Below are 22,698 nucleotides of genomic sequence, written 5' to 3'. Positions count from 1 at the left end.
CTGGATTTGGTCCTTTCATAACAGGAAGCCAATGGAAAAGAAACTTGGCCTGAGCGCTTTAACTGCGCTCGTTTTAAGCTCCATGCTGGGCGCAGGCGTATTCAGTTTGCCGCAGAATATGGCGGAAGTCGCCAGCCCGGCGGCGCTGCTCATCGGCTGGGGGATCACCGGCGTTGGGATCCTGCTGCTGGCCTTTGCCATGTTAATACTGACGCGTATCCGCCCGGATTTGGACGGTGGAATATTCACATACGCCCGTGAAGGCTTTGGCGAACTGATCGGCTTCTGCTCCGCCTGGGGTTACTGGCTTTGTGCCGTTATCGCCAACGTCTCTTACCTGGTGATTGTTTTCTCCGCGCTCAGTTTCTTTACCGATAGCCCCGAACTGCGCTTCTTCGGCGACGGAAATACCTGGCAATCTATTGTTGGCGCATCGGTTCTGCTGTGGTTAGTTCACTGGCTGGTCCTGCGCGGCGTGCAGACGGCGGCGAGTATTAATCTGGTGGCTACGCTGGCAAAACTGGTGCCGCTTGGCCTGTTTATCGTGCTGGCGTTTATCGCCTTTCGTCTTGACGTCTTTAGCATGGATTTCACCGGCATTGCGCTGGGCGTCCCGGTTTGGGAGCAGGTAAAAAACACCATGCTGATCACCCTGTGGGTGTTTATCGGCGTGGAAGGTGCAGTAGTAGTCTCGGCAAGAGCGCGTAACAAGCGCGACGTGGGCCGCGCCACGCTGTTAGCCGTGCTGGCCGCGTTGAGCGTCTATCTGATGGTCACACTGCTCTCTATCGGGGTGGTGGCGCGTCCGGAGCTGGCAGGCATGCGTAACCCTTCAATGGCCGGATTAATGGTCAAGATGATGGGCTCCTGGGGCGACGTGGTGATTGCGGCAGGGCTGATTGTCTCGGTCTGCGGGGCCTATCTGAGCTGGACCATTATGGCGGCAGAAGTGCCTTTCCTCGCCGCGACGCATAAAGCCTTTCCCCGCCTGTTTGCGCGTCAGAACAAAAACAGTGCGCCGTCCGCGTCACTGTGGCTGACAAACATCAGCGTACAGGTGTGCCTGGTGCTGATCTGGCTCACAGGTTCGGACTATAACACCCTGCTGACCATTGCCTCGGAGATGATTCTGGTACCCTATTTCCTGGTCGGCGCGTATTTGTTAAAAATTGCCACCCGTCCGGCTCATTACGTGGTCGGTGTCGGAGCCTGTATCTATGGGTTATGGTTACTGTATGCTTCCGGGCCAATGCATCTGCTGCTGTCCGTTGTGCTTTATGCGCCGGGGCTGCTGGTCTTTATCTATGCCCGCCGCACACACCAGCTGGGACATGCCCTGAAGCGTCGGGAGATGGCGTTGATCGGTATGCTACTGATTGCTGCCGTTCCGGCAACGTGGATGTTGATGGGATAAGCCTTCTTTTCCCATTGTCGAACTGAAAGGAGAAAGCGATGGGAAAAGCACCGCAACGCCCCATTTTGATTACCGGAGGAGGCCGACGCATCGGCCTCGCCCTTGCCCACCATTTTCTGAATCAACGCCAGCCGGTGATCGTCAGCTATCGCAACGATTACCCCTCCATCGAGGGATTACGCGAGGCTGGAGCGCTGTGTATTCAGGCCGATTTTGCTACGGACGCAGGCATTGCTGAATTTGCCGAAAAGGTCAAATCGGCGACGGGCGGGTTACGCGCCATTATCCATAACGCCAGCGCATGGTTGCCGGAAAAACCGGGCACGCCGCTTGGCGAAACCCTCTCCAGCATGCTGCAGATCCACGTTCACGCGCCTTATTTACTGAATCATGCTTTAGAGGCGTTACTGCGCGGTCATGGCCATGCCGCAGGCGATATTATTCACTTCACCGATTACGTTGTGGAGCGCGGCAGCGACAAACATATCGCCTATGCCGCCAGCAAAGCGGCACTGGACAATATGACGCGCTCGTTCGCGCGCAAGCTGGCTCCGGAGGTCAAGGTCAACGCGATCGCCCCTTCGTTAATTCTGTTTAACGAAGGTGACGATGCCGAATATCGCCAGAAAGCACTCAATAAATCGCTGATGAAAATCGCGCCGGGCGAGAAAGAGGTGATCGATCTTATCGACTACCTGCTGACCAGTTGCTATGTCACAGGGCGTTCGTTTGGCGTCGACGGCGGCCGTCCGCTCAATTAATGGAAACGGCTCCAGAAAAAGATTAACACCCAGGCGCTGAGGCTCCAGCACACCACCGCCCCACCCAGCGCCAGCGGGAGACGCATCGTCGCGGTGAAATACCACAGCGAAAGCAGATAAATAAAATAGGGAATAATCGACCACATCCCGAAGACGATAGTAGTCCGCAGCGCCTCAATGCCCCGTTCAGAGGCCACAATATAGTGCGCAATAAGCGCAAACGTCGGGAACAGGGGGATCAGTCCGGCGATATAGTAATTTTTTGTCCGGGCTAAAATACCAATCAACACCACCACCAGCGCACCCAGTGCGGCTTTGATCAACAGCGCCATTCTTTTCCCTTAACAATCAAATAACAATACCAGCCAGAATAACGGAATGACGGCTAATTGAGAAAGATTAATGGAAGGTTGAGGTAACGCGGTGTATGTTGACATTTTTCGCGAAAACAGACGTGGTATGAATAAGATCGTTTTTGTTGAGGATGAGCCAGAAGTCGGCCAGCTGATAGCCGCTTATCTGGGAAAACACGATATGGACGTTGTTGTCGAGCCGCGTGGCGATCGCGCCGAAGAGGTGGTGTTGCGTGAAAAACCCGACCTGGTGCTGCTGGATATCATGTTACCCGGCAAAGACGGTATGACCGTCTGCCGCGATTTACGCGCGCAATGGGATGGCCCGATTGTGCTTCTCACCTCGCTCGACAGTGACATGAACCATATTTTATCGCTGGAGATGGGCGCGAATGATTACATTCTCAAAACAACGCCCCCGGCGGTGTTACTGGCCCGTTTGCGTCTGCATCTACGCCAGCGCGTCACCGCGGAGAGCCAGACGGCGTCGGCGTCCCTGACACCACACAAAGCGATGCGTTTTGGAACACTTTCTATCGATCCGGTGAATCGCCAGGTCCTGCTCTCGGGAATGGATATCGCCCTCTCCACCGCCGATTTTGATCTGCTGTGGGAACTGGCGACCCACGCCGGACAGATTATGGATCGTGATGCCCTGCTGAAAAACCTGCGCGGTGTGAGCTACGATGGAATGGATCGCAGTGTTGATGTGGCGATCTCACGCCTGCGTAAAAAGCTGCTGGATAACGCAACCGAGCCGTATCGCATAAAAACCGTGCGTAATAAAGGCTATCTTTTCGCACCGCACGCGTGGGAAACCTGATGAGTTCGTTCCGGGCAACGAAGTCATGGCGGCGCATTTTTCTGGTGAGATAGCTTCTGCAGTCGCTGTAATAGCGGCAAGTCCCCTACAGGGATGTTAAGGTGAATTACCGTCTACAGCCACTGACGCCAAATAATCTATCTCGTTGAAAATTATGTGATCTTGATCCAGGGCAATGTCAACATTGCCACTTAGGCTAAATTTCTGTTTCAATTTGAACGAGCCCCTATCTTTATTATGTTTTTAAGAGCTGTACTGTTTTGCCTGCTATCCATCCCCTGCTTTACCCACGCCTTAAATTTCTCCTCCACTTTTTTACGCCTTAACTGCCCGCAAAGAGGTCTGGTAGAGATTATTCTTCACGTATACGACCACACCCAGGAAAGGTGGAAAGGAAACTTCGAAACCGGTGCCGGACATAAACGCTCTGGTGATACCGAGATCATTCCTTTTGCGAATGGCGACATGCTTTTCCACTCACTATCCAGAGACTCATTTGGCTATCTGTATGCGGGCGAAGATAAGCTGTCCGTCTGCGCAAAAATCGACGAGCGGCCCGTTTACTCTTCATTTTGAAAAGGGTCATCTGTCCATCACGGCTTTCCACGCGCTCATCCCGCCAGCCCAGCAATGACGGCGCTGGGCTTGCTGCTTTGACAAGCGCACTGGCGTTTTTGGCCGTGCGCACTTCTGCCAGACAGTGAAAAAGGTATCCATTCCCCGCACAACACCGCCCCGTCGCGGTAATGATAACGTTTAGTCATCATCTCGCATTGACACCCCCTATAGGTCAATGTATAAAACCCCGCTTCAGTAATGAGATTCATTCACATTAAAAATACCTCCCGGGTTTTCGATAACGATTTTAATGAAGGATAGCGTTTAATGAAAAAGGCCATCTGCGCGTTAGGCATGGTGTTTGCGTCGGTCAGTTCTGCACTGGCAACGACATATCCTCTGACCATTGAAAACTGTGGATACAAAGAGACCTTTACCCAACCGCCGGAGCGCGTTGTGGCGCTGGGACAAAATACCGTTGAGATTTTGCTCCTGCTGGGGCTGCAAAATAACGTGGCCGCCAGTGCGTTTTGGCCAACGAAGGTTCTTCCGCAGCTGGCTGCTCAGAACGCCAAAATCAAACTGCTGACGGTAGAAATTCCCACGCTGGAATCCATTCTTGCCCACAACCCTGATTTTGTTCCTGCTCAACTCCCTCTTTTGTTAGGCCCGGAAAGTAAAGTCGCCAAACGCGAAGATCTGGCTACCGTCGGCGTCAACAGCTATTTATCGCCAGGCATGTGCGCGACCAAAAAAGCCGCAGGGGATATGTACGGCAGCCGTCAGAAGCTGTGGGATATGACCTATCTCTATAAAGAGATTGACGATTTCGCCACGATTTTTAATGTCCAGGATCGGGGAAATGCAGTCGTTGCCGATTTCAAAAAACGGGAAAATGACCTGCGTACCGAATTCAGCAAGAATAAAAAAGATCTCTCCTTTGTGTTCTGGTTCTCAAGCGCATCACCGTCAGCGGACGCCTACGTGGGGGGAAAAAACAGCGCATCCGGCTTTATCGCCAACGTCCTGGGCGGGCATAACGCCATCACTTCAGAGACCGAATGGCCGACCGTAAGCTGGGAAAGCATTATTGCAGCAAATCCGGATGTGATTGTGGTTTCCAGCCTTGACCGTAACCGCTGGGCGCTGGATAACGCGGAAGAAAAAATCAAATTCCTGAAAACTGATCCGGCGGTCAGCCAGCTGGACGCGGTGAAGAAGGGTCATATCGTGGTGATGGACGGCCAGGCGATGAACCCGACCATCCGGACCATTTACGGCGCTGAACAGGTGGGTGAACAGCTCAGAAAACTGGGACTGAACTGATGACCACTGCCGCTCTTCCGTCGCGACAGGGTTTGTTTCTGACCACGTCGTTTCTGCTGTCTCTCATCTTGCTTTTCCTGGTGATTGCTGTGGGCGTCAGCGTGGGTGAACTCTCGATCCCGCTGCAGCAGGTTTTTTACACCATCAGCAATAAAATGGGGCTCACCGAGGTCCCACTGAACCGGATCTACGAAAGCGTGATCTGGGACTTTCGCCTGAGCCGCGCGCTGGTGGCGGCATGCTGCGGCGCAGGATTAGCCATCTGCGGTGCGGTTCTACAAAGCTTATTGAAGAATGCGCTGGCGGAACCCTACGTGCTTGGCGTCTCTGCGGGGGCATCAACAGGGGCAGTTTCAGTTGTGGTACTGGGCATCGGTACGGGCGCAGTGTCGCTGTCGGCCGGGGCTTTTGCCGGGGCGTTCGCCGCCTTTGCCTTCGTCGCCTTTTTGACCAACGGCGCCCGCGGCGGCAACGAACGCACAATTCTGGCAGGGGTCGCGGCTTCTCAGCTGTTCAACGCCATCACGGCTTATACCATCAGCACCTCCGCCAGCGCGCAGCAGGCCCGCGATGTGATGTTCTGGCTGCTGGGCAGCTTTAGCGGCGTGCGCTGGCCTGAATTTCAGCTGGTGTTGATGGTGGTTCTGGCCGGGCTTGCCGTTTGTCTTTACTACTCCCGCGCGCTGGATGCATTTACCTTTGGAGATGATGCCGCCGCCTCACTGGGGATTGCCGTTCCCTGGGTGCGTCTGATCCTCTTTACCACCACCGCGCTGATCACCGCGACCATCGTCAGTATGGCCGGCTCGATTGGCTTTGTCGGGCTGGTGATTCCCCACGTCATGCGCTATTTCTTCGGCCCCTTGCATCGCACATTGCTGATCGCCAGTGCGCTGGCCGGAGCCATTCTGATGGTGCTGGCCGATATCGCCTCGCGGTTGCTGATTGCGCCACAAAGCCTGCCGGTTGGGGTCGTGACGGCTCTGGTCGGCGTGCCTTTCTTTGCCGTGATTATCTATCGCTCAAGGAATAAGTGATGAGTATTTCCGCTGAAAACATTACCTGGAAAGTGGGGAAAAAGGTCATCGTCGATGGTGTATCGCTGAAGGTGTCTCGCGGCGAAACCGTCGGGTTAATCGGCCCCAACGGCTGCGGTAAATCGTCCCTGCTGCGTGTGCTGGCTGGCTTGCGCCGTCCGGATGCAGGCTGCGTGACCCTCGACGAGAAAGACATTGCGCGGATGGCTAAAAAGCAGCTTGCCCGTCGGGTGGCGTTCGTCGAACAACATGGGTTAACCGATGCCAATATGCGCGTTCGTGACGTGGTAAAACTGGGCCGGATCCCACATCACTCTCCCTTTTCTAACTGGAGTACGCACGATGACGAAACCGTCACCGCGGCGCTACAACGAGTGGATATGCTGGAAAAATGCGATCAGGGGTGGCTCAGCCTGTCCGGTGGTGAGCGTCAGCGGGTCCATATCGCCCGCGCCCTGGCACAGACTCCCAGCGAAATCCTGCTCGATGAACCCACCAATCACCTCGATATTCATCATCAGATGCAGTTAATGAAGCTGATTAGCGAACTACCGGCGACCTGTATTGTGGCTATCCACGATCTCAACCACGCCGCCATGTTCTGCGATTCGTTGATTGTGATGCAGCAGGGAAAAATTATCACGACCGGGACACCGCAGGATATTCTCTCTGAGGAGCTGCTGTGGGACGTTTTCCGGGTGAAAACCAAAATTGAGATCTCCCGGTTCCATGGTAAAAAACACATTCACTTTATCGCTTAGGAGCGGGTCATTTCATGCCGCGGTTTTCCCTACGCCCAGCCGTCACGCTCTGGCCACCCTTATTACCTGGTAGCCAGTTTGTATTTAATATTGGCTTTTACGCAGTCGTCCCCTTCCTGGCGATATTTCTGCGCAACGATATGATGCTCTCCGGCGGGCTTATCGGGCTGATTCTGGGGCTGCGGACATTCTCACAGCAGGGGATGTTTATCGTCGGCGGTGCGCTCTCCGATCGGTTTGGCGCACGGACGATCATCCTTTACGGCTGCCTTATTCGCGTGCTGGGTTATCTGCTGCTGGCATTCGGACAATCGCTCTGGCCAATCATTCTGGGGGCGTGCCTAACGGGCGTCGGCGGAGCGCTGTTCTCCCCGTCGATTGAAGCCTTACTGGCCAAAGCAGGGACGCAAAGCGAGGCGAATGGCAAGCGCAGCCGCGCGGAGTGGTTCGCGATCTTTGCCGTGTGGGGTGAACTGGGTGCCGTTCTGGGCCCGGTGGCGGGTGCGTTATTGACGGGGCTGGGTTTCCGACAGGTTGCCCTGGCAGGGGCTGGCGTCTTTATCATCGCGCTGATATTGCTGTCCGTCGCGCTTCCCACCGAACAGCGCGGCAAACACGCGCTAAACGTTCTGCCGTGGTGGACCACGTTCCGCCAGCCGCGCTTTGTTGCGTTTATCATTGCCTACAGTTCGTGGCTTTTAAGCTACAACCAGCTCTATCTGGCGCTGCCGGTGGAAATCCAGCGTTCGGGAGGAAGTGAGAAAGACCTCGGGCCACTCTTTATGCTGGCCTCCGTTCTGATCGTTGTGTTTCAGCTGCCGCTGGCGCGTTTCGCACGGAAGACCGGAGCTATCAAGGTCTTGCCCGCCGGTTTTTTGCTGCTCTCCACCGCCTTTGCCAGCGTGGCGGTATTCGCTGCAACGGAACCAGCGGAAGGCTGGCTTCGATTATTGCCTTCAGTCTGTTTTGTGACCCTGCTGACCACAGGACAAATGCTGCTGGTACCGGCAGCAAAAGATCTGATCCCATGGTTTGCTGAAGAGTCGACGCTTGGCGCGCACTACGGCGCACTGGCCACTGCCGGAGGCGTTGCGGTGTTGGCGGGCAATTTTGCGTTTGGCGGGCTGCTCGATAACGCGTTAGTACCGTCAACGCAGGCCATCTATCCCTGGCTGCTGTTGGCGCTGTTCCCGTTGTGTAGCGCCGTTGCTATGGTCCTGATTTGTCGCCCGCTTCAAACAGCGCTTATCACGAAAACCTGAACTGCCTGATGATCCCGTCTGGAAGAGAAGCCGTAAGTGAAAACGGTTAAAGACGGAATCTTTACAGCGGAAAAATGACGCCAGCAGAATGAGCGTCATTTTCAGCTTTCCTACCAGATACCCATAAACATCATCACCATTACATGCCTTGAGAGTTGTCAGCCGGGGCAAACCCTGCTTTCATAGCAACGCCGACGAGGCATGGAACGCATGAATAAACACTACGCGGTTCCGTTATGCCCCAGAACGTAAAGCAATTTAGCTAACCCGGTATTGATGGTGTGATTTCATGAAAAAGCTGTTTGTGCAGTTTTATCTTTTACTGTTTGTCTGTTTTCTGGTGATGACCATGCTGGTCGGGCTGGTTTACAAGTTCACCGCCGAGCGTGCAGGCCGACAGTCACTGGATGACCTGATGAAAAGTTCGCTATATCTGATGCGCAGCGAACTGCGTGAAATCCCCCCGCACGACTGGGCGCGAACGCTAAAAGAGCTGGACCTGAATCTGTCTTTTAATATGCGCATTGAGCCGCTGAAAAACTACGCGTTGGATGCCGCAACCACCCAGCGCCTGCGTGATGGCGACATCGTGGCGTTAGACGATCAGTACACGTTTATTCAGCGTATTCCGCGCAGCCACTACGTGCTGGCCGTCGGTCCCGTCCCCTATTTATATTTTTTACACCAGATGCGGTTGCTGGATATGGCGCTACTGGCGTTTATTGCCATCTCGCTGGCCCTTCCGGTCTTTATCTGGATGCGGCCACACTGGCAGGATATGTTGCGTCTGGAAACCGCGGCACAGCGCTTTGGTGACGGGCATTTTACCGAGCGGATCCATTTTGACAGCGGTTCCAGCTTTGAACGTCTGGGCGTCGCCTTTAATCAGATGGCCGATAATATCAATGCGCTCATCGCCAGCAAAAAGCAGCTGATCGACGGCATTGCCCACGAGCTGCGTACCCCCCTGGTGCGCCTGCGTTATCGTCTTGAGATGAGCGAGAACCTGACCGCGACGGAATCTCTGGCGCTCAACCGCGATATCGGCCAGCTGGAAGCGCTTATCGAGGAGCTGTTGACCTACGCGCGCCTGGATCGTCCGCAAAACGAGCTTAACCTCAGCACGCCGGACCTCTCTGGCTGGCTGCGCAGTCATATCGAGGATGTGCAAAGCGTTAATCCGCAGCGCGCGTTGCGGGTAGAGAACAGCCCCGGCGACTATGGCGCGCTGGATATGCGCCTGATGGAGCGCGTCCTGGATAATCTGGTCAACAACGCCCTGCGCTATAGCGAAACCACACTGCGCATTCGTTTACACCTGAACGGCAGCGAGGCCAGTTTATCTGTTGAGGATGACGGCCCGGGAATTTCCGCCGATGAACGCGAACGCGTATTTGAGCCGTTTGTCCGTCTCGATCCGAGCCGGGACCGCGCCACGGGCGGCTGCGGGCTGGGACTGGCTATTGTTCGCTCTATTGCCCTGGCGATGGGCGGTCGCGTCAGTTGCGAAGCGAGCGACCTGGGTGGCGCTAAATTCTGCTTTAGCTGGCCAGTCTACCATCACATCACAATTCCCGCGGCGGTCTGACGGGCTATTCCTCGTCAGGCAGACACTGTAAATGCCCATGCCGCACACCGCGCTGGGCAATGACATCATCGGCAAAATGCTGCACATCCCCCATATCGCCTTTCAGCACAGCGATCTCCAGACAATCGTCATGGCTGACATGGACGTGCAGCGTGGCGACGGACAAATCATGGTGATGGTGTTGCGTGGAAACAAGGCGGCGAGCCAAATCGCGTTTCTCGTGTTCGTAAACGTAAGAAAGCACCGCGAATCCCTGCCGGCCATGCTCCTGCGTGGTCTCCTGCGCCAGCGCGCTACGCAAGATATCGCGTATCGCTTCTGAGCGGTTGTGATAGCCGCGGCGTTGACTGAGGCTGTCCAGCGTTTCGAGTAAATCATCATCAAGCGTAATGGTGACACGTTGCATCGGGCTTAAACCTCTTCTGGGGTGCGACGGCGCACGGGAAAGGCAGGAAGAACCGCTTGTTGTAACTGGCGTCCGGCGTCGGAGGAAAAGGTGAGCGTCTCGCCCACGTTCTGTGTTTCAATAATTTCCCCCGCCTCCATCACCATCACCCGATGACAAAAGCGCTCCACCAGCCGTAAGTCATGAGTAATAAACAGACACGCCATCCCAAACTGCTGCTGAAGTTTTTTGAGCAGACCAATTACCTCCGCCTGGAGCACCAGATCGAGATTTGAAACCGCTTCATCGAGGATCAACAGCCGGGGCTCAACCGCCAGCGCCCGCGCCAGGCAAACGCGCTGTAGCTGTCCACCGCTCAGTTGCGATGGCCGTTTATTGCGCATGCTGTCGTCCAGATCCACTGCCCGTAACAGCGTTGTGACACGCGCCATCTGCTCTGCTCTGGACAATGACAACAGATGACGCATCGGTTCCCGCAGAATGTCACTCACCGTTTTACGCGGATTAACCGCGCTGATTGCGTCCTGAAAAACCATCTGGATCTCGCGCCGAAACGCTTTTCGCCGGGCGTGACTGAGCTGTGAAAGCGACTCCCCCTGCCAGGAAACCGTCCCCTGGCTGGGCGTCTCCAGCCCGACCAGCAACCGGGCCAGCGTACTTTTCCCGCAGCCGCTGCGCCCGAGCAGAGCCACCGTTTCGCCGCTTTTCAGGCTCATGGAGACGTCGTTCAGCACCCGTTGAGATCGGCAATAGTGGTGCGACAGCGCAGAAACCGTCAGTAGCGTCATAAGGCCAGCTCCATTCCATACAACGCCAGATGTGCCGCAATCAGCCTGCGCGTCACCGCATGGCCCGGCGCGTGAAACAGCGTCTCCACCTCGCCCTGCTCAACGATAATGCCGTGATCCATCACCGCCACATCGTCCGCCAGCCGTGCGACCACGCCCATATCGTGCGTGATCAACAGCATGCCTGGCCCCCGGCTATGCATAATGCTCTCCAGCAGATCAAGAATGCGCGCCTGAGCGACGGCATCCAGATCGGTTGTTGGCTCGTCGGCAATGATATAAGGGGCATCGCACAACAGCGCCATTGCAATCATCATTCGCTGGAGCATCCCTCCGCTCATCTCGAAGGGATAGAGCCGGAGTACGCGGTTCGGCTCCTCCAGCCCCACCGCCTGCAGAGCCGTGATAAGCGTCGTATCGTCGGCGGCTTTACCTACCGCCTGACAGGTCTCTTTCGCATGCGTTGCCATCGTATGCAGCGGATTAAAAGCGCTTCGCGGATTTTGCATAATGGTGGCGACCGTTACACCGCGTAGCGCCTCGGGGGCGACCGGTTTGCCGTCCGCCAACAGTTGGCCTGAAATTTGACGCACTCCCGCTGGCAAAATACCGAGCGCAGCGGCACAGGTCAGTGATTTGCCACTCCCGCTTGCGCCGACCAGCGCCAGCACCCGCCCCCGTTTAAGGGTCAGCGATACCCCATTGACCAGCACCTGTTCGGCCTGGATGACAATATTTTGCAATTCAATGTGTTGCGGCATTAGTGAGCGTGCTCCGCCACCAGATGAGGGTCAAGGTGATCGCGCAGAGCGTCACCCACCAGATTAAAGGCCATCACGCTGATAAACAGCGCCAGTCCCGGCCAGAACATTTGCAGCGGCTGCGTCCAGATATACTGGCGGGCATCGTTAATCATGACCCCCCACTCAGCAGTCGGCGCGGTCACGCCTAACCCCAGAAACGACATTCCGGCGACATGCAGCATCATGTGGCCGATATCCAGCGTCGCCAGCACCAGCAGCGAGGGGAGCACCGCACCGGTTAAATGGTCGATAAAAACGCGAGTATGTCCCGCGCCGCAGAGCCGCGAGGCGAGCACAAACTCTCGCTGACGCAGCGCGATCACCAGGCTGCGCACCATTCGCGCATACCAGGCCCAGTGGGACAAGGCGATAGCGATGATCACATTTGTCAGCCCCGTTCCCAGCACCCCGACCATGAAAAAAGAGAGAATCGAGGTCGGAAAGGTCATAAACATATCCGCCACCCGCATGGTGAATTGATCGACGCGTCCGCCAAGTAGCCCCGCCGCGCCGCCCACCAGCAGCCCCAGGGCCAGAACCAGCAGCAGGCAGATTATGACCGAGCCCAGCGACACGCGCGTGGCCGCCAGCAGACGTGAAAAAATATCGCGCCCCAGATGATCGGTGCCCAGCCAATGCTGGCTATCCGGGGAAAGCAAGCGCGCAGGCAAGTTAATGGCCTGCGGATCGTATGGCAGCCACCACTGACTGGTGAGTGCAATCGCGGCCAGCAGCAGGATAATCAGCAGTGCCAGGCGCACCGGCCAGCGCGCAGAAAAGTAAAAGTTCACGAATGCGCTCCTTCATGGCGTCGAATGCGCGGATCGAGCGCCGCATTCAGCACATCGACCATCAGGTTACAGATGACAAACACCACCACCATGATCAGCGTGAAGCACTGAATGACCGGATAGTCGCGATTGAAAATCGCGGACACCGCATAGCGCCCGACGCCCGGCCACGCGAAAATATTCTCAATAATCATCGTGCCGCCGATCAACTCACCGATATGCATCCCCACAGCCGTGATCATCGGCAGCGAGGCATTGCGCAAAATGTGCCGACGCTCGGTCTGTTGATGACTTAACCCCCGCAGGCGCGCCCAGGTGACATGACGCTGTCCGGCGGCCTCCAGCATGCTGGCCCGCAGCAAACGCGCGTTGATCGCCAGTGACATAAACGCAATCGACACAGCGGGCAAAATCAGATGCTGCCAGCCGCCGTAACCCATCGCGGGCAGCCACTGGAGCCAGACCGAGAAACACATCACCAGTAAAAAGGCGAGCCAGAAATTGGGCATCGACACGCCCAGAAAAGCGATCACCCGCACGATGAAGTCAGGCAGACGGTCGCGATGGCGTGCCGCCCAGATCCCCAGCGGCACAGAAGTGAACAGGATCAGCACCAGCGCCGCCCCCGCCAGCAGCAGCGTGGCGGGCAAAAACTGGAGAAGATCATCCAGCACCGGACGCTGTGTGGCGAACGAGAGGCCAAAATCAAGATGTAACGCGTTCCAGAGCCAGCTGCCATACTGAACGATCAGCGGCTGATCCAGACCGAGCATCACGCGCGTGGAGGCCACCATGTCTGGCGTCGGCGGCAAATTAGACAGCCGCAGATAGTCGAGCGCCGGATCGCCGGTCCCCAGGCGCAGCATCAGAAAAATAATCACCGAGGCCGCAAATACCATCGGGATCAGCAGCGCGATACGCCGCAAAATGTAGCGTAGCATCAGGGAGTCACCGGCTGGATCTGTTCAAAGGGGATGTCGGACGCGACGGGAGCAAACGGAATGACGCCAAGCTCAGGCCTGGCCACCACCATCATCGACACATAGCTAATCGGCAGATAAACCGCATCGTTGTGCAGACGGGTCAAGATATCGCGATAGAGCGCCTGTCGGCGGGATTCATCCGCCGTGGAAAGCACTTCGCCAATCTCTTTATCTATCACCGGCTTGTCCGCCAGGCCAAGCTGAGCCTGAAAATCCGCGTGTGATGGCACGCGCATCGAGCTCATAAAAGCGTGTGGGTCGTAAGGCGCGCCCCAGGTGCGGTTGAAAATCATGCCAAAACGGCCATCACGCTGGCGGGCATAAATACTGCTCTCCTCTTCGCCGACCAGCGCGACATCAATGCCCACCTGACGCATATCGGCCTGGATGATTTCAGCCATTGATTTGCTCAGGGCATCGGTGCCGATAAACGACAGTTCAACCCGGAAGGACTGCCCATTTTTCTCGCGAATGGTTTTTCCTGTCGGGAGGACCCATCCTGCTTTTTCCAGCAGCGATCTTGCCTGCTGCGGATTGTACTGACGCGGTTTCAGATTGACGTTGGCGTAAGGCACGCTCGGGGAAAATAACGTCTCTGCAACCTGCTGTGTGCCGTACAACGCATTGTCGATCAGCGATTTTTTATTGACCGCATAGTTCAGGGCCTCACGCACCGCCAGTTCGTTGGTCGGCGCTTTGGCGGAATTGAGTGCCAGCATGATGGTTTCGATGGGCTGCGAAAGCTGGGTGCGGTAGGACGGGCTTTGGCTGAAACGGGCAAAAGTATCGAGCGGCAGCAGCCCTTCGTTACCGTATAACAGATCAATTTCACCGGTTTCAAACGCGACCGCACGGGTGGTCGGGTCCGGGATCACCTTCACCGTAATCTGGCGAATTTTTGGCTTTTCTCCCCAGTAGCGGTCGTTACGCTCCAGGATATCGTACTGGTTGAGTTTTGACGCTTTCAGCACCCACGGTCCGGTGCCGATGGGGGAGCGGATGCCGTTCATCGTTTCGTTATTTTTAAACTGTGACGGGGCGATAAAACGGAACGGACGCGGCAAGGCGAGCTCTTGCAGGAAGGGGTAGTAGGCGCTCTTCAGGGTGATTTGCAACGTATTGCGACTTAACGCTTTCACTTCGGTTATCTGACGGGCCAGCTCCAGCCAGGCATGACGCTCGCGATTATCCAGTACCGCGCGGAAATTCTCTGCCGCCGCCTGGGCATTAAACGGCTCACCGTTGGAGAACGTGACGCCGTCACGCAGAGTGAATACCCAGGTTTTACCGTCCGCCGACGTGGTCCAGCTTTGGGCAAGCCACGGTTTTACCGAACCATCCGCCTGATATTTCACTAACGGCTCATAGACCATGCTCTGGGCATACATCTGATTGGGCGTATAAAGATGGGGGTTGAGCGGTCCTGCATTTACCGGCCATGCGGTGGTTATTTCATCGGGGGCGGCGGCCTGAGCGAAAAATGATGCACACGCCAGAATCGCACAGACAATACGGCCTGGTCTGGACAAGGGGTTGCCTCTAATCATTTTGGAGTAAGAAAAAACGTGTGACGATTTTAATAATTCATCATACTTTTAACCTGCTCTGGATCAACAGAGTGGCCTCCACAGTAGATAAATATACAAAACCCGTATAATTAAACCTCAATCAATAAGCTTATCTTCTCCCTGCGAGACTCACGCGCACCCTGGCCGGACCGGGCAAACTGTGTTATACGGTAAGTATGTTGTAACTACTGACGGGGCTTTATGGCTACTTACGATCTTCTCGAACGGTTAAACTCGACTTTCCGCCAGATGGAACACGAGCTGGCAGGCTTGACGGAACGTCTGCAAAAATGCCGGTTGCTGGCTGCGCGTGTCTTCACGCTGCCGGATGTTGTCAAAGGCGCCGAACATGATCCGCTGGAGACTATCGAGGTCAAACAGCATATCGGTAAAGCAGCGCTGGAGATGGCGGTCGCCCACTACCGCCATCTGTTTATTCAGCAACAGTCGGAAAACCGCAGCAGCAAAGCCGCGGTGCGCCTGCCCGGCGTGATTTGTCTGCAGTGCGAGCCAGCCCTGAGAGAGCAGATTGAAAGCCAGATTGACCATATTAATGCGCTGAAAGCCGCGTTTGAGAAAATCGTCACTGAAGAGTCAGGCCTGCCCCCCGCCGCGCGCTTTGAATGGGTACACCGGCAGTTGCCGGGGCTTATCACCCTCAACGCCTATCGCACGCTGACGATCCTGCGTCATCCCGCCACGCTGCGGTTTGGCTGGGCCAACAAACACATTATTAAGAATTTTACCCGCAATGAGGTGCTGGCCCTGCTGGAGAAAAGCCTGAAAAGCCCGCGCACCGTGGCCCCCTGGTCTCGCGAGCAGTGGATTGAGCGTCTGGAGCAGGATTACGAGAATATTGCTGCGCTGCCTGCCGATGCCCGGCTCAAAATCAAACGTCCGGTGAAGGTGCAGCCGATTGCGCGGGTCTGGTATGCCGGGGAGCAAAAGCAGGTGCAACACGCCTGCCCGACGCCGCTGATTGCGCTGTACGATACACAACAGGGGGCGATGGTGCCTGATATCGGTGAACTGCTGAATTACGATGCTGAAAACGTTCAGCATCGTTATAAACCCCAGGCGCAGCCGCTGCGATTGATCATTCCCCGGCTGCACCTGTATGTGGCGGAGTGATTATTTCATGCTGCCGACCATCTCTTCCGGGCGCACCCAGCGGTCAAACTCGGCCTCGGTCAGATAGCCCAGCGCCAGGGCGGAGGCCTTAAGCGTCAGCCCCTCTTTGTGCGCTTTTTTGGCAATTTCGGCGGCTTTATCGTAGCCGATATGGGTGTTAAGCGCGGTCACCAGCATCAGCGATTCATTCAGCAGCTGGCTGATACGCTCCCGGTTTGGCTCGATGCCTGTCGCACAATGCGCGTTGAAACTCTCCATGCCGTCTGCCAGCAGCCGCACCGATTGCAGGAAGTTATGGATGACCATTGGACGATAGACGTTCAGCTCAAAATTCCCCGATGCGCCGCCCAGATTCACCGCCACATCGTTGCCGATGACCTGGCAGCAGAGCATGGTCATGGCTTCGCACTGGGTCGGATTGACTTTACCCGGCATGATGGAGCTGCCCGGCTCGTTTTCAGGAATACTGATTTCGCCGATGCCACAGCGTGGGCCAGAGGCCAGCCAGCGCACGTCGTTAGCGATTTTCATCAGCGATGACGCCAGACCTTTTAGCGCACCATGAGCATGCACCAGCGCATCGCAGGTTCCGAGCGCTTCGAATTTATTTGGCGCGGTGACAAACGGTTGACCGGTGATATCCGCCAGCTCTTTTGCCACGCGTACCGCGTATTCAGGATGCGTATTCAGCCCCGTTCCCACCGCCGTGCCGCCCAGCGCCAGTTCGGCCAGATGCGGCAGACTGTTGTCGAGGTGCTTAAGGTTATGCTCCAGCATCGCCACCCAGCCAGAAATCTCCTGTCCGAGGGTCAGCGGCGTGGCGTCCTGAAGATGGGTACGGCCAATTTTGACGATATCGCTGAAAGCTTTCGATTTGGTATCAAGCGTCTTCCTTAGTACCTCAAGCTGTGGGATCAGGTGCTTGCGCAGGGCAATGATGGCCGCGACGTGCATCGCCGTCGGAAACACGTCGTTAGAACTTTGGCTTTTGTTCACGTCGTCGTTCGGGTGAACTTTACGCTCCATGCCGCGCACGCCGCCCAGCAGTTCGCTTGCGCGATTGGCCAGCACTTCGTTCATGTTCATGTTGCTTTGCGTTCCGGAGCCGGTTTGCCAGATCGCGAGGGGAAACTCATCCGGGTGTTGGTCAGCCAGCACTTCATCGGCAGCGCTGATGATGGCCGTCGCCTTTTCAGCGCTCAGCAGGCCTAAATCCTGGTTAACTTTTGCCGCGGCACGTTTGGTCAGCGCCAGCGCGTGGATCAGCGAGACGGGCATTTTCTCGGTAGAAATTCGAAAATGTTCAAGTGAACGCTGGGTTTGCGCGCCCCACAGCTTGTCAGCCGGAACGTCGATAGCGCCCATGGAATCTTTCTCGCTACGATGCGTTGTCATTACTTTCTCCTTGATAACAATGAATTTGGGGACATTGCTCACATGCTGGATTAAGTATTGTTGGCTTCAAAAAATCAGTATGGCGCTTTGTGCGCTCTTAGAGAAAACCCGGCGACGCGAGCGCCTGCCGGGCCGAAGGATATTTTACTTCACGCACGCCGAACACTGGGACGACTGGATCTGTTTGAAGAAGTCGTTGCCTTTGTCATCCACAAGGATAAAGGCCGGGAAGTCTTCAACTTCAATTTTCCAGATCGCTTCCATTCCCAGTTCCGGATATTCCACACACTCCAGGCTCTTGATGCTGCCTTGCGCGAGGACTGCGGCGGGGCCGCCAATGCTGCCGAGATAGAAACCGCCGTGTTTATGGCAGGCATCCGTCACCTGCTGGCTACGGTTGCCTTTCGCCAGCATGATCATACTGCCACCGTTAGCCTGCAGCTGATCCACGTAGGAATCCATGCGCCCTGCGGTGGTTGGCCCGAGTGAACCCGAGGCATACCCTTCAGGCGTTTTGGCCGGACCGGCGTAGTAAATCGGGTGATCTTTAATGTACTGCGGCAAACCTTCGCCCTTCTCCAGCCGCTCTTGCAGCTTCGCGTGCGCGATATCGCGTCCGACGATAATCGTGCCGTTCAGCGACAGGCGCGTAGAGACCGGATACTGCGAAAGCTGCTGCAGAATGTCGCTCATTGGGCGGTTGAGATCGACGTGAACCGCCTCACCCTCACCCGCTTTACGCAGTGATTCCGGAATGTACTTGCCCGGGTTGTTTTCCAGCTTTTCGATCCAGATCCCATCGCGGTTGATCTTTGCTTTGATATTGCGATCCGCCGAGCAGGAGACGCCCATGCCGACCGGGCAGGAGGCGCCGTGGCGCGGCAGGCGAATAACGCGGATGTCATGGGCGAAATATTTGCCGCCGAACTGCGCGCCCAGCCCCAGGCTCTGCGCTTCTGTCAGCAGTTCCTGCTCAAGCTGAATATCGCGGAACGCCTGACCGTGTTCGTTCCCTTCCGTCGGCAGGCCGTCGTAGTATTTGGTGGAAGCCAGTTTGACCGTCTTCAGCGTGCTTTCAGCCGACGTCCCGCCAATCACAAAGGCAATGTGATAAGGCGGACAAGCGGCCGTGCCGAGGGTTCGCATCTTTTCCACCAGATAGTTTTTCAGTTTACCCGGTGAAAGCAGCGCTTTGGTTTCCTGATACAGATAGGTTTTGTTCGCTGAACCGCCGCCTTTGGCGATGCAGAGGAATTTGTATTCGTCGCCATCCACGCTGTAGAGGTCAATTTGCGCAGGCAGGTTGGTGCCGGTGTTCACCTCTTTATACATATCCAGCGCGGCATTTTGCGAGTAGCGCAGGTTATCTTCAATGTAGGTGTTGTACACGCCGTGTGCCAGAGCCGCTTCGTCACCGCCACCGGTCCAGACGCGCTGGCCCTTTTTGCCGGTGATGATAGCGGTCCCCGTATCCTGACAGGTTGGCAGAATGCCTTTAGCCGCGATATCGGAGTTACGCAGGAACTGTAGCGCAACGTATTTATCATTTTCGCTGGCCTGCGGGTCGTTGAGGATATCGGCTACCTGCTGCTGGTGCGCCGGGCGAAGCATAAAGGAGGCATCGTGGAACGCCTGCTGCGCCATTAACGTCAGCGCCTGCGGATCCACTTTCAGGATCTCCTGCCCTTCAAATTCAGAGACAGAAACGTGGTCGCGGGTTAACAGATAATATTCGGTCTGATCCTTGCTCAGTGGGAAAGGATCCTGGTAATGAAAGGGTTTGTTCGACATTGTGCTCTCACTTACGACATTGCTGATTTGATACAGGCAGTTCTTCCGTTTGCCCTGCTTCCCCTTGATAGTTCGAGTGGCAGATACGTTGCTTCCTGAGACTCAATCTATTCGGGGTATTAAAAGCGAGTTAGCTTATCCTACACAATTTTTTAACAAAAACTGAGACTAATACGACTTTTTGCATGCGCAGGTTACTTCCGCATGGTTTATTGCTTTAATACGCAAAGATAATTCCACATTCGAAACAGGGCTTGATAATGCAAAAACTCATCAACTCAGTGCAAAACTATGCCTGGGGAAGTCAAACTGCGTTAACGGATCTCTACGGTATCGCCAATCCCGACAACCTGCCGATGGCAGAGCTGTGGATGGGCGCGCATCCGAAGAGCAGCTCGAAAATTGAAGATGCCAGCGGCCAGGTGCGCTCGCTGCGCGACGTGATCGAGGCGGATAAAGCCACGCTGCTGGGTCAGGCGGTAGCCACTCGTTTTGGCGAGTTGCCGTTCCTGTTTAAAGTGCTGTGTGCGGATCAGCCGCTTTCCATTCAGGTTCATCCTAACAAAAAGGCGTCTGAAGCCGGATTTGCGAAAGAGAACGCGGCGGGTATTCCGCTGGATGCAGCCGAACGTAACTATAAAGATCCTAACCACAAACCGGAGCTGGTTTTCGCCCTGACGCCCTTCCTGGCGTTGAACGCTTTCCGCGAATTCTCAGAGATTGTCTCTCTGCTGCAACCCGTCGCAGGGGCACACAAAGCCATTGCTCATTTCCTGGAAAACCCGGACGCCGCCAACCTGAGCCAACTGTTTGCCAGCCTGCTGAATATGCAGGGTGACGAAAAGGCGCACGCGCTGGCGATCCTGAAGGCAGCCCTTCAAAGCCAGCAGGGCGAGCCGTGGCAAACCATCAGCCTGATTTCCACCTTCTATCCCGACGACAGCGGCCTGTTCTCTCCCCTGCTGTTGAATGTGGTGAAGCTGAATCCGGGCGAAGCGATGTTCCTGTTTGCCGAAACCCCGCACGCCTATTTGCAAGGCGTCGCGCTGGAAGTCATGGCCAACTCCGATAACGTACTGCGCGCGGGCCTGACGCCGAAGTATATTGATATCCCTGAACTGGTGGCGAACGTGAAGTTCGTGGCGAAGCCAGCGAAAGCGCTGCTGACGCAGCCGGTGAAAAACGGCGCGGAGCTGGACTTCCCTATTCCGGTAGACGATTTTGCCTTCTCACTGCACGATCTTAGCCAGACAGAAACCGCGATGGCTCAGCAGAGCGCCGCTATTCTGTTCTGCGTCGAAGGGGAAGCAGTCCTGAGCAAAGGTGAACAGCGTCTGGTGCTGAAACCCGGTGAATCTGCGTTTGTTGCGGCGAACGAATCTCCGGTTAACATCAGCGGCACTGGCCGACTGGCCAGAGTGTTCAATAAGCTGTAAAAGGCGTTGTCGTGGATAATTCGCGCTGTCAGAACCGATACAATCTGATGGATGACGGCTATACTGAATTATCGAACCACTTTTGTTAAGCTGGTCAGAGCCTTATTACAACATCAGGCGGTTTTTACCGCCTGATTTCATTTTATGGATAATCATGATGAAAAAATCGGTCGTAGCGGTTGGCGTTGTTGTTGCATTAGGGGTTGTCTGGACGGGCGCCTCGTGGTTCACGGGCAAACAGCTGGAAAGCCGCCTGGCTGAAATGGTGGCCCAGGCGAACAGCGAGCTCAAACGCACCGCCCCTGAAGCCGGTCTGGAGCTGAGCTACCAGGACTATCAGCGCGGTGTGTTCAGAAGTCATATGCAACTGGTGGTAAAACCGGTTGCGGGCACAGAAAACAGCTGGCTTAAGGCCGGACAAAGCGTGGTGCTGAATGAAGTCGTCGATCACGGTCCGTTCCCGCTGGCGCAGCTTAAACATTTCAACCTGATCCCTTCGATGGCATCGGTGAACTCCACGCTGGTGAACAACGAAGCGTCCAAACCGCTGTTTGATCTGGCGAAAAATGAATCCCCGTTCGTGATTGATACCCGCATCAGCTATGCCGGTGATACGAGCTCAGATATCGCCCTGAAAGCGCTGAATTATGAAAATGGCGACGAAAAAGTGGCCTTTAGCGGCGGCGATTTCAAACTGGATGCGGATCGCGACGGTAAAGTGTTCTCCCTGACCGGCAGCGCAGAAAGCGGTCTGGTGAACGCGGTAAACGAATATAATCAGAAGGTTCAGCTGACGTTCAACAACCTGAAAGCGGACGGCAACAGCCGTATGACCAGCTTTGATGAGCGCATTGGCGACCAGAAAATCAGCCTTGATAAACTGGCTATTGCCGTTGAAGGCAAAGAGATGGCCGTGCTCGAAGGGATGGATCTGGACGGTAAATCCAGCGTCTCGAAAGATGGCAAAAGCATCGACACCCAGATGGATTACACGCTAAAAAGCCTGAAGGTGCAGAGCCAGGATCTCGGTTCCGGTAAATTAACCGTGAAAGTGGGCAATATCGACGGTCAGGCGTGGCATCAGTTTAGCCAGCAATATCGTGCGCAGAGCCAGGCCCTGCTCGCCGATAAAGAGCTGATGACCAAAAATCCGGAGCTGTATCAGCAAAAAGCGATGGATGCCCTGCTAAGCAATCTGCCTGTGCTGCTCAAAGGCGAGCCGGTGATCACCATCGCGCCACTGAGCTGGAAAAACAGCAAAGGCGAGACCAATTTCAACCTGTCACTGTTCCTGAAAGATCCGGCGACAGCCACTGGCGAAGCGCAAACGCTGGCTCAGGAAGTGGATCGCAGCGTTAAATCCATCGACAGCAAACTCACCATTCCGGTGGATATGGCTACCGAGTTTATGACCCAGATTGCGAAACTGGAAGGTTACAACGAGAAGGATTCGGCGAAGCTGGCGAGCCAGCAGGTGAAAGGCATGGCGGCCATGGGCCAGATGTTCCGTATCACCACGCTTGAAGACAACGTTATTGGCACCAGCCTGCAATACGCGAATGGCCAGGTCACGCTGAACGGGCAGAAAATGCCGCTGGAAGATTTTGTCGGCATGTTTGGTATGCCAACTCTGGGGATCCCTGGACAGGCAGAACCGGTCGATCCGGCAGCCCCGACCGTACCGGTAGTCCCTCAGCAGTAAGCCTTCTGGCCCCTCTCCGAG

Annotated in this window: 20 protein-coding genes; 11 read left to right on the top strand and 9 right to left on the bottom strand. The window is 55.6% G+C overall.

Annotated elements, in window-relative coordinates; genetic code table 11:
• The first annotated feature begins 31 nt into the window (after positions 1-31).
• Both SOM82_RS09340 and folM read left to right on the top strand, forming a co-directional pair.
• Complete coding sequence (locus tag SOM82_RS09340; protein ID WP_154125297.1) at positions 32-1,414, top strand: amino acid permease; 1,383 nt, start codon at positions 32-34, stop codon at positions 1,412-1,414.
• A gap of 38 nt (positions 1,415-1,452) precedes the next feature.
• On the top strand, positions 1,453-2,175 hold the full coding sequence (gene folM, locus SOM82_RS09335) for a dihydromonapterin reductase (RefSeq protein WP_154125296.1): 723 nt from the start codon (positions 1,453-1,455) through the stop codon (positions 2,173-2,175).
• Here the strand turns inward: folM and SOM82_RS09330 are convergent.
• Complete coding sequence (locus SOM82_RS09330) at positions 2,172-2,507, bottom strand: GlpM family protein (RefSeq protein WP_154125295.1); 336 nt, start codon at positions 2,505-2,507, stop codon at positions 2,172-2,174. The two genes, folM and SOM82_RS09330, sit on opposite strands and share 4 nt — an antisense overlap.
• A gap of 127 nt (positions 2,508-2,634) precedes the next feature.
• Here SOM82_RS09330 and rstA point away from each other — a divergent pair, with 127 nt between their 5' ends.
• The 6 genes from rstA (at position 2,635) to rstB (ending at position 9,883) form a co-directional block, all read left to right on the top strand.
• A complete protein-coding gene (gene rstA, locus SOM82_RS09325) occupies positions 2,635-3,351 on the top strand; it encodes a two-component system response regulator RstA (RefSeq protein ID WP_320459373.1) in 717 nt (238 codons plus the stop codon).
• Between the two features lie 885 nt (positions 3,352-4,236).
• The gene (gene eitA, locus SOM82_RS09320; RefSeq protein ID WP_154125293.1) at positions 4,237-5,235 is read left to right on the top strand and encodes a siderophore ABC transporter substrate-binding protein EitA; all 999 of its coding nucleotides are present in this window, start codon (positions 4,237-4,239) and stop codon (positions 5,233-5,235) included.
• Positions 5,235-6,272 carry a FecCD family ABC transporter permease gene (locus tag SOM82_RS09315; protein WP_320459372.1) on the top strand — a complete coding sequence of 346 codons (1,038 nt, stop codon included), beginning with the start codon at positions 5,235-5,237 and terminating at the stop codon, positions 6,270-6,272. Before eitA ends, SOM82_RS09315 begins: the two co-directional genes overlap by 1 nt.
• Positions 6,272-7,033 (top strand): siderophore ABC transporter ATP-binding protein EitC, encoded by a 762-nt coding sequence (gene eitC, locus SOM82_RS09310; RefSeq protein WP_320459371.1) that lies wholly within the window; start codon positions 6,272-6,274, stop codon positions 7,031-7,033. Before SOM82_RS09315 ends, eitC begins: the two co-directional genes overlap by 1 nt.
• 14 nt (positions 7,034-7,047) lie before the next feature.
• The gene (locus SOM82_RS09305; RefSeq protein WP_320459370.1) at positions 7,048-8,295 is read left to right on the top strand and encodes an MDR family MFS transporter; all 1,248 of its coding nucleotides are present in this window, start codon (positions 7,048-7,050) and stop codon (positions 8,293-8,295) included.
• A 289-nt stretch (positions 8,296-8,584) separates the two neighbouring features.
• Complete coding sequence (gene rstB, locus SOM82_RS09300) at positions 8,585-9,883, top strand: two-component system sensor histidine kinase RstB (RefSeq protein WP_320459369.1); 1,299 nt, start codon at positions 8,585-8,587, stop codon at positions 9,881-9,883.
• 4 nt (positions 9,884-9,887) lie between these two features.
• Here rstB and nikR read toward each other — a convergent pair whose 3' ends face one another.
• Genes nikR through nikA form a run of 6 tightly spaced genes read right to left on the bottom strand, consistent with a single transcriptional unit; the run spans position 9,888 to position 15,183 of the window.
• Positions 9,888-10,289, bottom strand: coding sequence for a nickel-responsive transcriptional regulator NikR (gene nikR, locus SOM82_RS09295; RefSeq protein ID WP_154125288.1), 402 nt, complete (start codon positions 10,287-10,289; stop codon positions 9,888-9,890).
• A 5-nt stretch (positions 10,290-10,294) separates the two neighbouring features.
• Positions 10,295-11,077, bottom strand: coding sequence for a nickel import ATP-binding protein NikE (gene nikE / locus SOM82_RS09290; protein WP_320459368.1), 783 nt, complete (start codon positions 11,075-11,077; stop codon positions 10,295-10,297).
• Positions 11,074-11,838 (bottom strand): nickel import ATP-binding protein NikD, encoded by a 765-nt coding sequence (gene nikD / locus SOM82_RS09285; RefSeq protein ID WP_320459367.1) that lies wholly within the window; start codon positions 11,836-11,838, stop codon positions 11,074-11,076. Before nikD ends, nikE begins: the two co-directional genes overlap by 4 nt.
• On the bottom strand, positions 11,838-12,671 hold the full coding sequence (nikC, locus tag SOM82_RS09280) for a nickel ABC transporter permease subunit NikC (protein ID WP_320459366.1): 834 nt from the start codon (positions 12,669-12,671) through the stop codon (positions 11,838-11,840). Before nikC ends, nikD begins: the two co-directional genes overlap by 1 nt.
• On the bottom strand, positions 12,668-13,612 hold the full coding sequence (gene nikB, locus SOM82_RS09275; protein WP_320459365.1) for a nickel ABC transporter permease subunit NikB: 945 nt from the start codon (positions 13,610-13,612) through the stop codon (positions 12,668-12,670). Before nikB ends, nikC begins: the two co-directional genes overlap by 4 nt.
• On the bottom strand, positions 13,612-15,183 hold the full coding sequence (gene nikA, locus SOM82_RS09270; protein WP_414672099.1) for a nickel ABC transporter substrate-binding protein: 1,572 nt from the start codon (positions 15,181-15,183) through the stop codon (positions 13,612-13,614). Before nikA ends, nikB begins: the two co-directional genes overlap by 1 nt.
• Positions 15,184-15,423: 240 nt before the next feature.
• On the opposite strand from nikA, the gene tus reads away from it, so the two are divergent.
• Positions 15,424-16,353 (top strand): DNA replication terminus site-binding protein, encoded by a 930-nt coding sequence (tus, locus tag SOM82_RS09265; protein ID WP_320459363.1) that lies wholly within the window; start codon positions 15,424-15,426, stop codon positions 16,351-16,353.
• Here the strand turns inward: tus and fumC are convergent, their stop codons facing one another.
• Positions 16,354-17,748: a class II fumarate hydratase gene (fumC, locus tag SOM82_RS09260; protein ID WP_320459362.1), complete on the bottom strand. Its 1,395-nt coding sequence runs from the start codon at positions 17,746-17,748 to the stop codon at positions 16,354-16,356.
• 144 nt (positions 17,749-17,892) lie between these two features.
• The gene (gene fumA, locus SOM82_RS09255; protein ID WP_320459361.1) at positions 17,893-19,539 is read right to left on the bottom strand and encodes a class I fumarate hydratase FumA; all 1,647 of its coding nucleotides are present in this window, start codon (positions 19,537-19,539) and stop codon (positions 17,893-17,895) included.
• 260 nt (positions 19,540-19,799) lie between these two features.
• On the opposite strand from fumA, the gene manA reads away from it, so the two are divergent.
• Positions 19,800-20,975, top strand: coding sequence for a mannose-6-phosphate isomerase (gene manA, locus SOM82_RS09250; RefSeq protein ID WP_320459360.1), 1,176 nt, complete (start codon positions 19,800-19,802; stop codon positions 20,973-20,975).
• 157 nt (positions 20,976-21,132) lie between these two features.
• Complete coding sequence (locus SOM82_RS09245) at positions 21,133-22,677, top strand: YdgA family protein (RefSeq protein ID WP_320459609.1); 1,545 nt, start codon at positions 21,133-21,135, stop codon at positions 22,675-22,677.
• Positions 22,678-22,698: the final 21 nt, after the last annotated feature.

Origin of the sequence: Lelliottia sp. CFBP8978, from assembly GCF_034046055.2 — a bacterium.
GTDB lineage: Bacteria > Pseudomonadota > Gammaproteobacteria > Enterobacterales > Enterobacteriaceae > Enterobacter.
This window is presented reverse-complemented; position numbering and strand designations above follow the sequence as displayed.

What these genes read in the sequence shown, in the direction of transcription:
- rstB (WP_320459369.1), top strand. Translation starts at nt 8,585, where the DNA reads ATGAAAAAGCTGTTTGTGCAGTTTTATCTTTTACTGTTTGTCTGTTTT.
- tus (WP_320459363.1), top strand. Translation starts at nt 15,424, where the DNA reads ATGGCTACTTACGATCTTCTCGAACGGTTAAACTCGACTTTCCGCCAG.
- nikD (WP_320459367.1), bottom strand. Translation starts at nt 11,838, where the DNA reads ATGCCGCAACACATTGAATTGCAAAATATTGTCATCCAGGCCGAACAG.
- folM (WP_154125296.1), top strand. Translation starts at nt 1,453, where the DNA reads ATGGGAAAAGCACCGCAACGCCCCATTTTGATTACCGGAGGAGGCCGA.
- SOM82_RS09315 (WP_320459372.1), top strand. Translation starts at nt 5,235, where the DNA reads ATGACCACTGCCGCTCTTCCGTCGCGACAGGGTTTGTTTCTGACCACG.
- manA (WP_320459360.1), top strand. Translation starts at nt 19,800, where the DNA reads ATGCAAAAACTCATCAACTCAGTGCAAAACTATGCCTGGGGAAGTCAA.
- nikR (WP_154125288.1), bottom strand. Translation starts at nt 10,289, where the DNA reads ATGCAACGTGTCACCATTACGCTTGATGATGATTTACTCGAAACGCTG.
- SOM82_RS09330 (WP_154125295.1), bottom strand. Translation starts at nt 2,507, where the DNA reads ATGGCGCTGTTGATCAAAGCCGCACTGGGTGCGCTGGTGGTGGTGTTG.
- rstA (WP_320459373.1), top strand. Translation starts at nt 2,635, where the DNA reads ATGAATAAGATCGTTTTTGTTGAGGATGAGCCAGAAGTCGGCCAGCTG.
- SOM82_RS09305 (WP_320459370.1), top strand. Translation starts at nt 7,048, where the DNA reads ATGCCGCGGTTTTCCCTACGCCCAGCCGTCACGCTCTGGCCACCCTTA.
- nikB (WP_320459365.1), bottom strand. Translation starts at nt 13,612, where the DNA reads ATGCTACGCTACATTTTGCGGCGTATCGCGCTGCTGATCCCGATGGTA.
- eitA (WP_154125293.1), top strand. Translation starts at nt 4,237, where the DNA reads ATGAAAAAGGCCATCTGCGCGTTAGGCATGGTGTTTGCGTCGGTCAGT.
- fumC (WP_320459362.1), bottom strand. Translation starts at nt 17,748, where the DNA reads ATGACAACGCATCGTAGCGAGAAAGATTCCATGGGCGCTATCGACGTT.
- eitC (WP_320459371.1), top strand. Translation starts at nt 6,272, where the DNA reads ATGAGTATTTCCGCTGAAAACATTACCTGGAAAGTGGGGAAAAAGGTC.
- fumA (WP_320459361.1), bottom strand. Translation starts at nt 19,539, where the DNA reads ATGTCGAACAAACCCTTTCATTACCAGGATCCTTTCCCACTGAGCAAG.
- SOM82_RS09245 (WP_320459609.1), top strand. Translation starts at nt 21,133, where the DNA reads ATGAAAAAATCGGTCGTAGCGGTTGGCGTTGTTGTTGCATTAGGGGTT.
- nikE (WP_320459368.1), bottom strand. Translation starts at nt 11,077, where the DNA reads ATGACGCTACTGACGGTTTCTGCGCTGTCGCACCACTATTGCCGATCT.
- SOM82_RS09340 (WP_154125297.1), top strand. Translation starts at nt 32, where the DNA reads ATGGAAAAGAAACTTGGCCTGAGCGCTTTAACTGCGCTCGTTTTAAGC.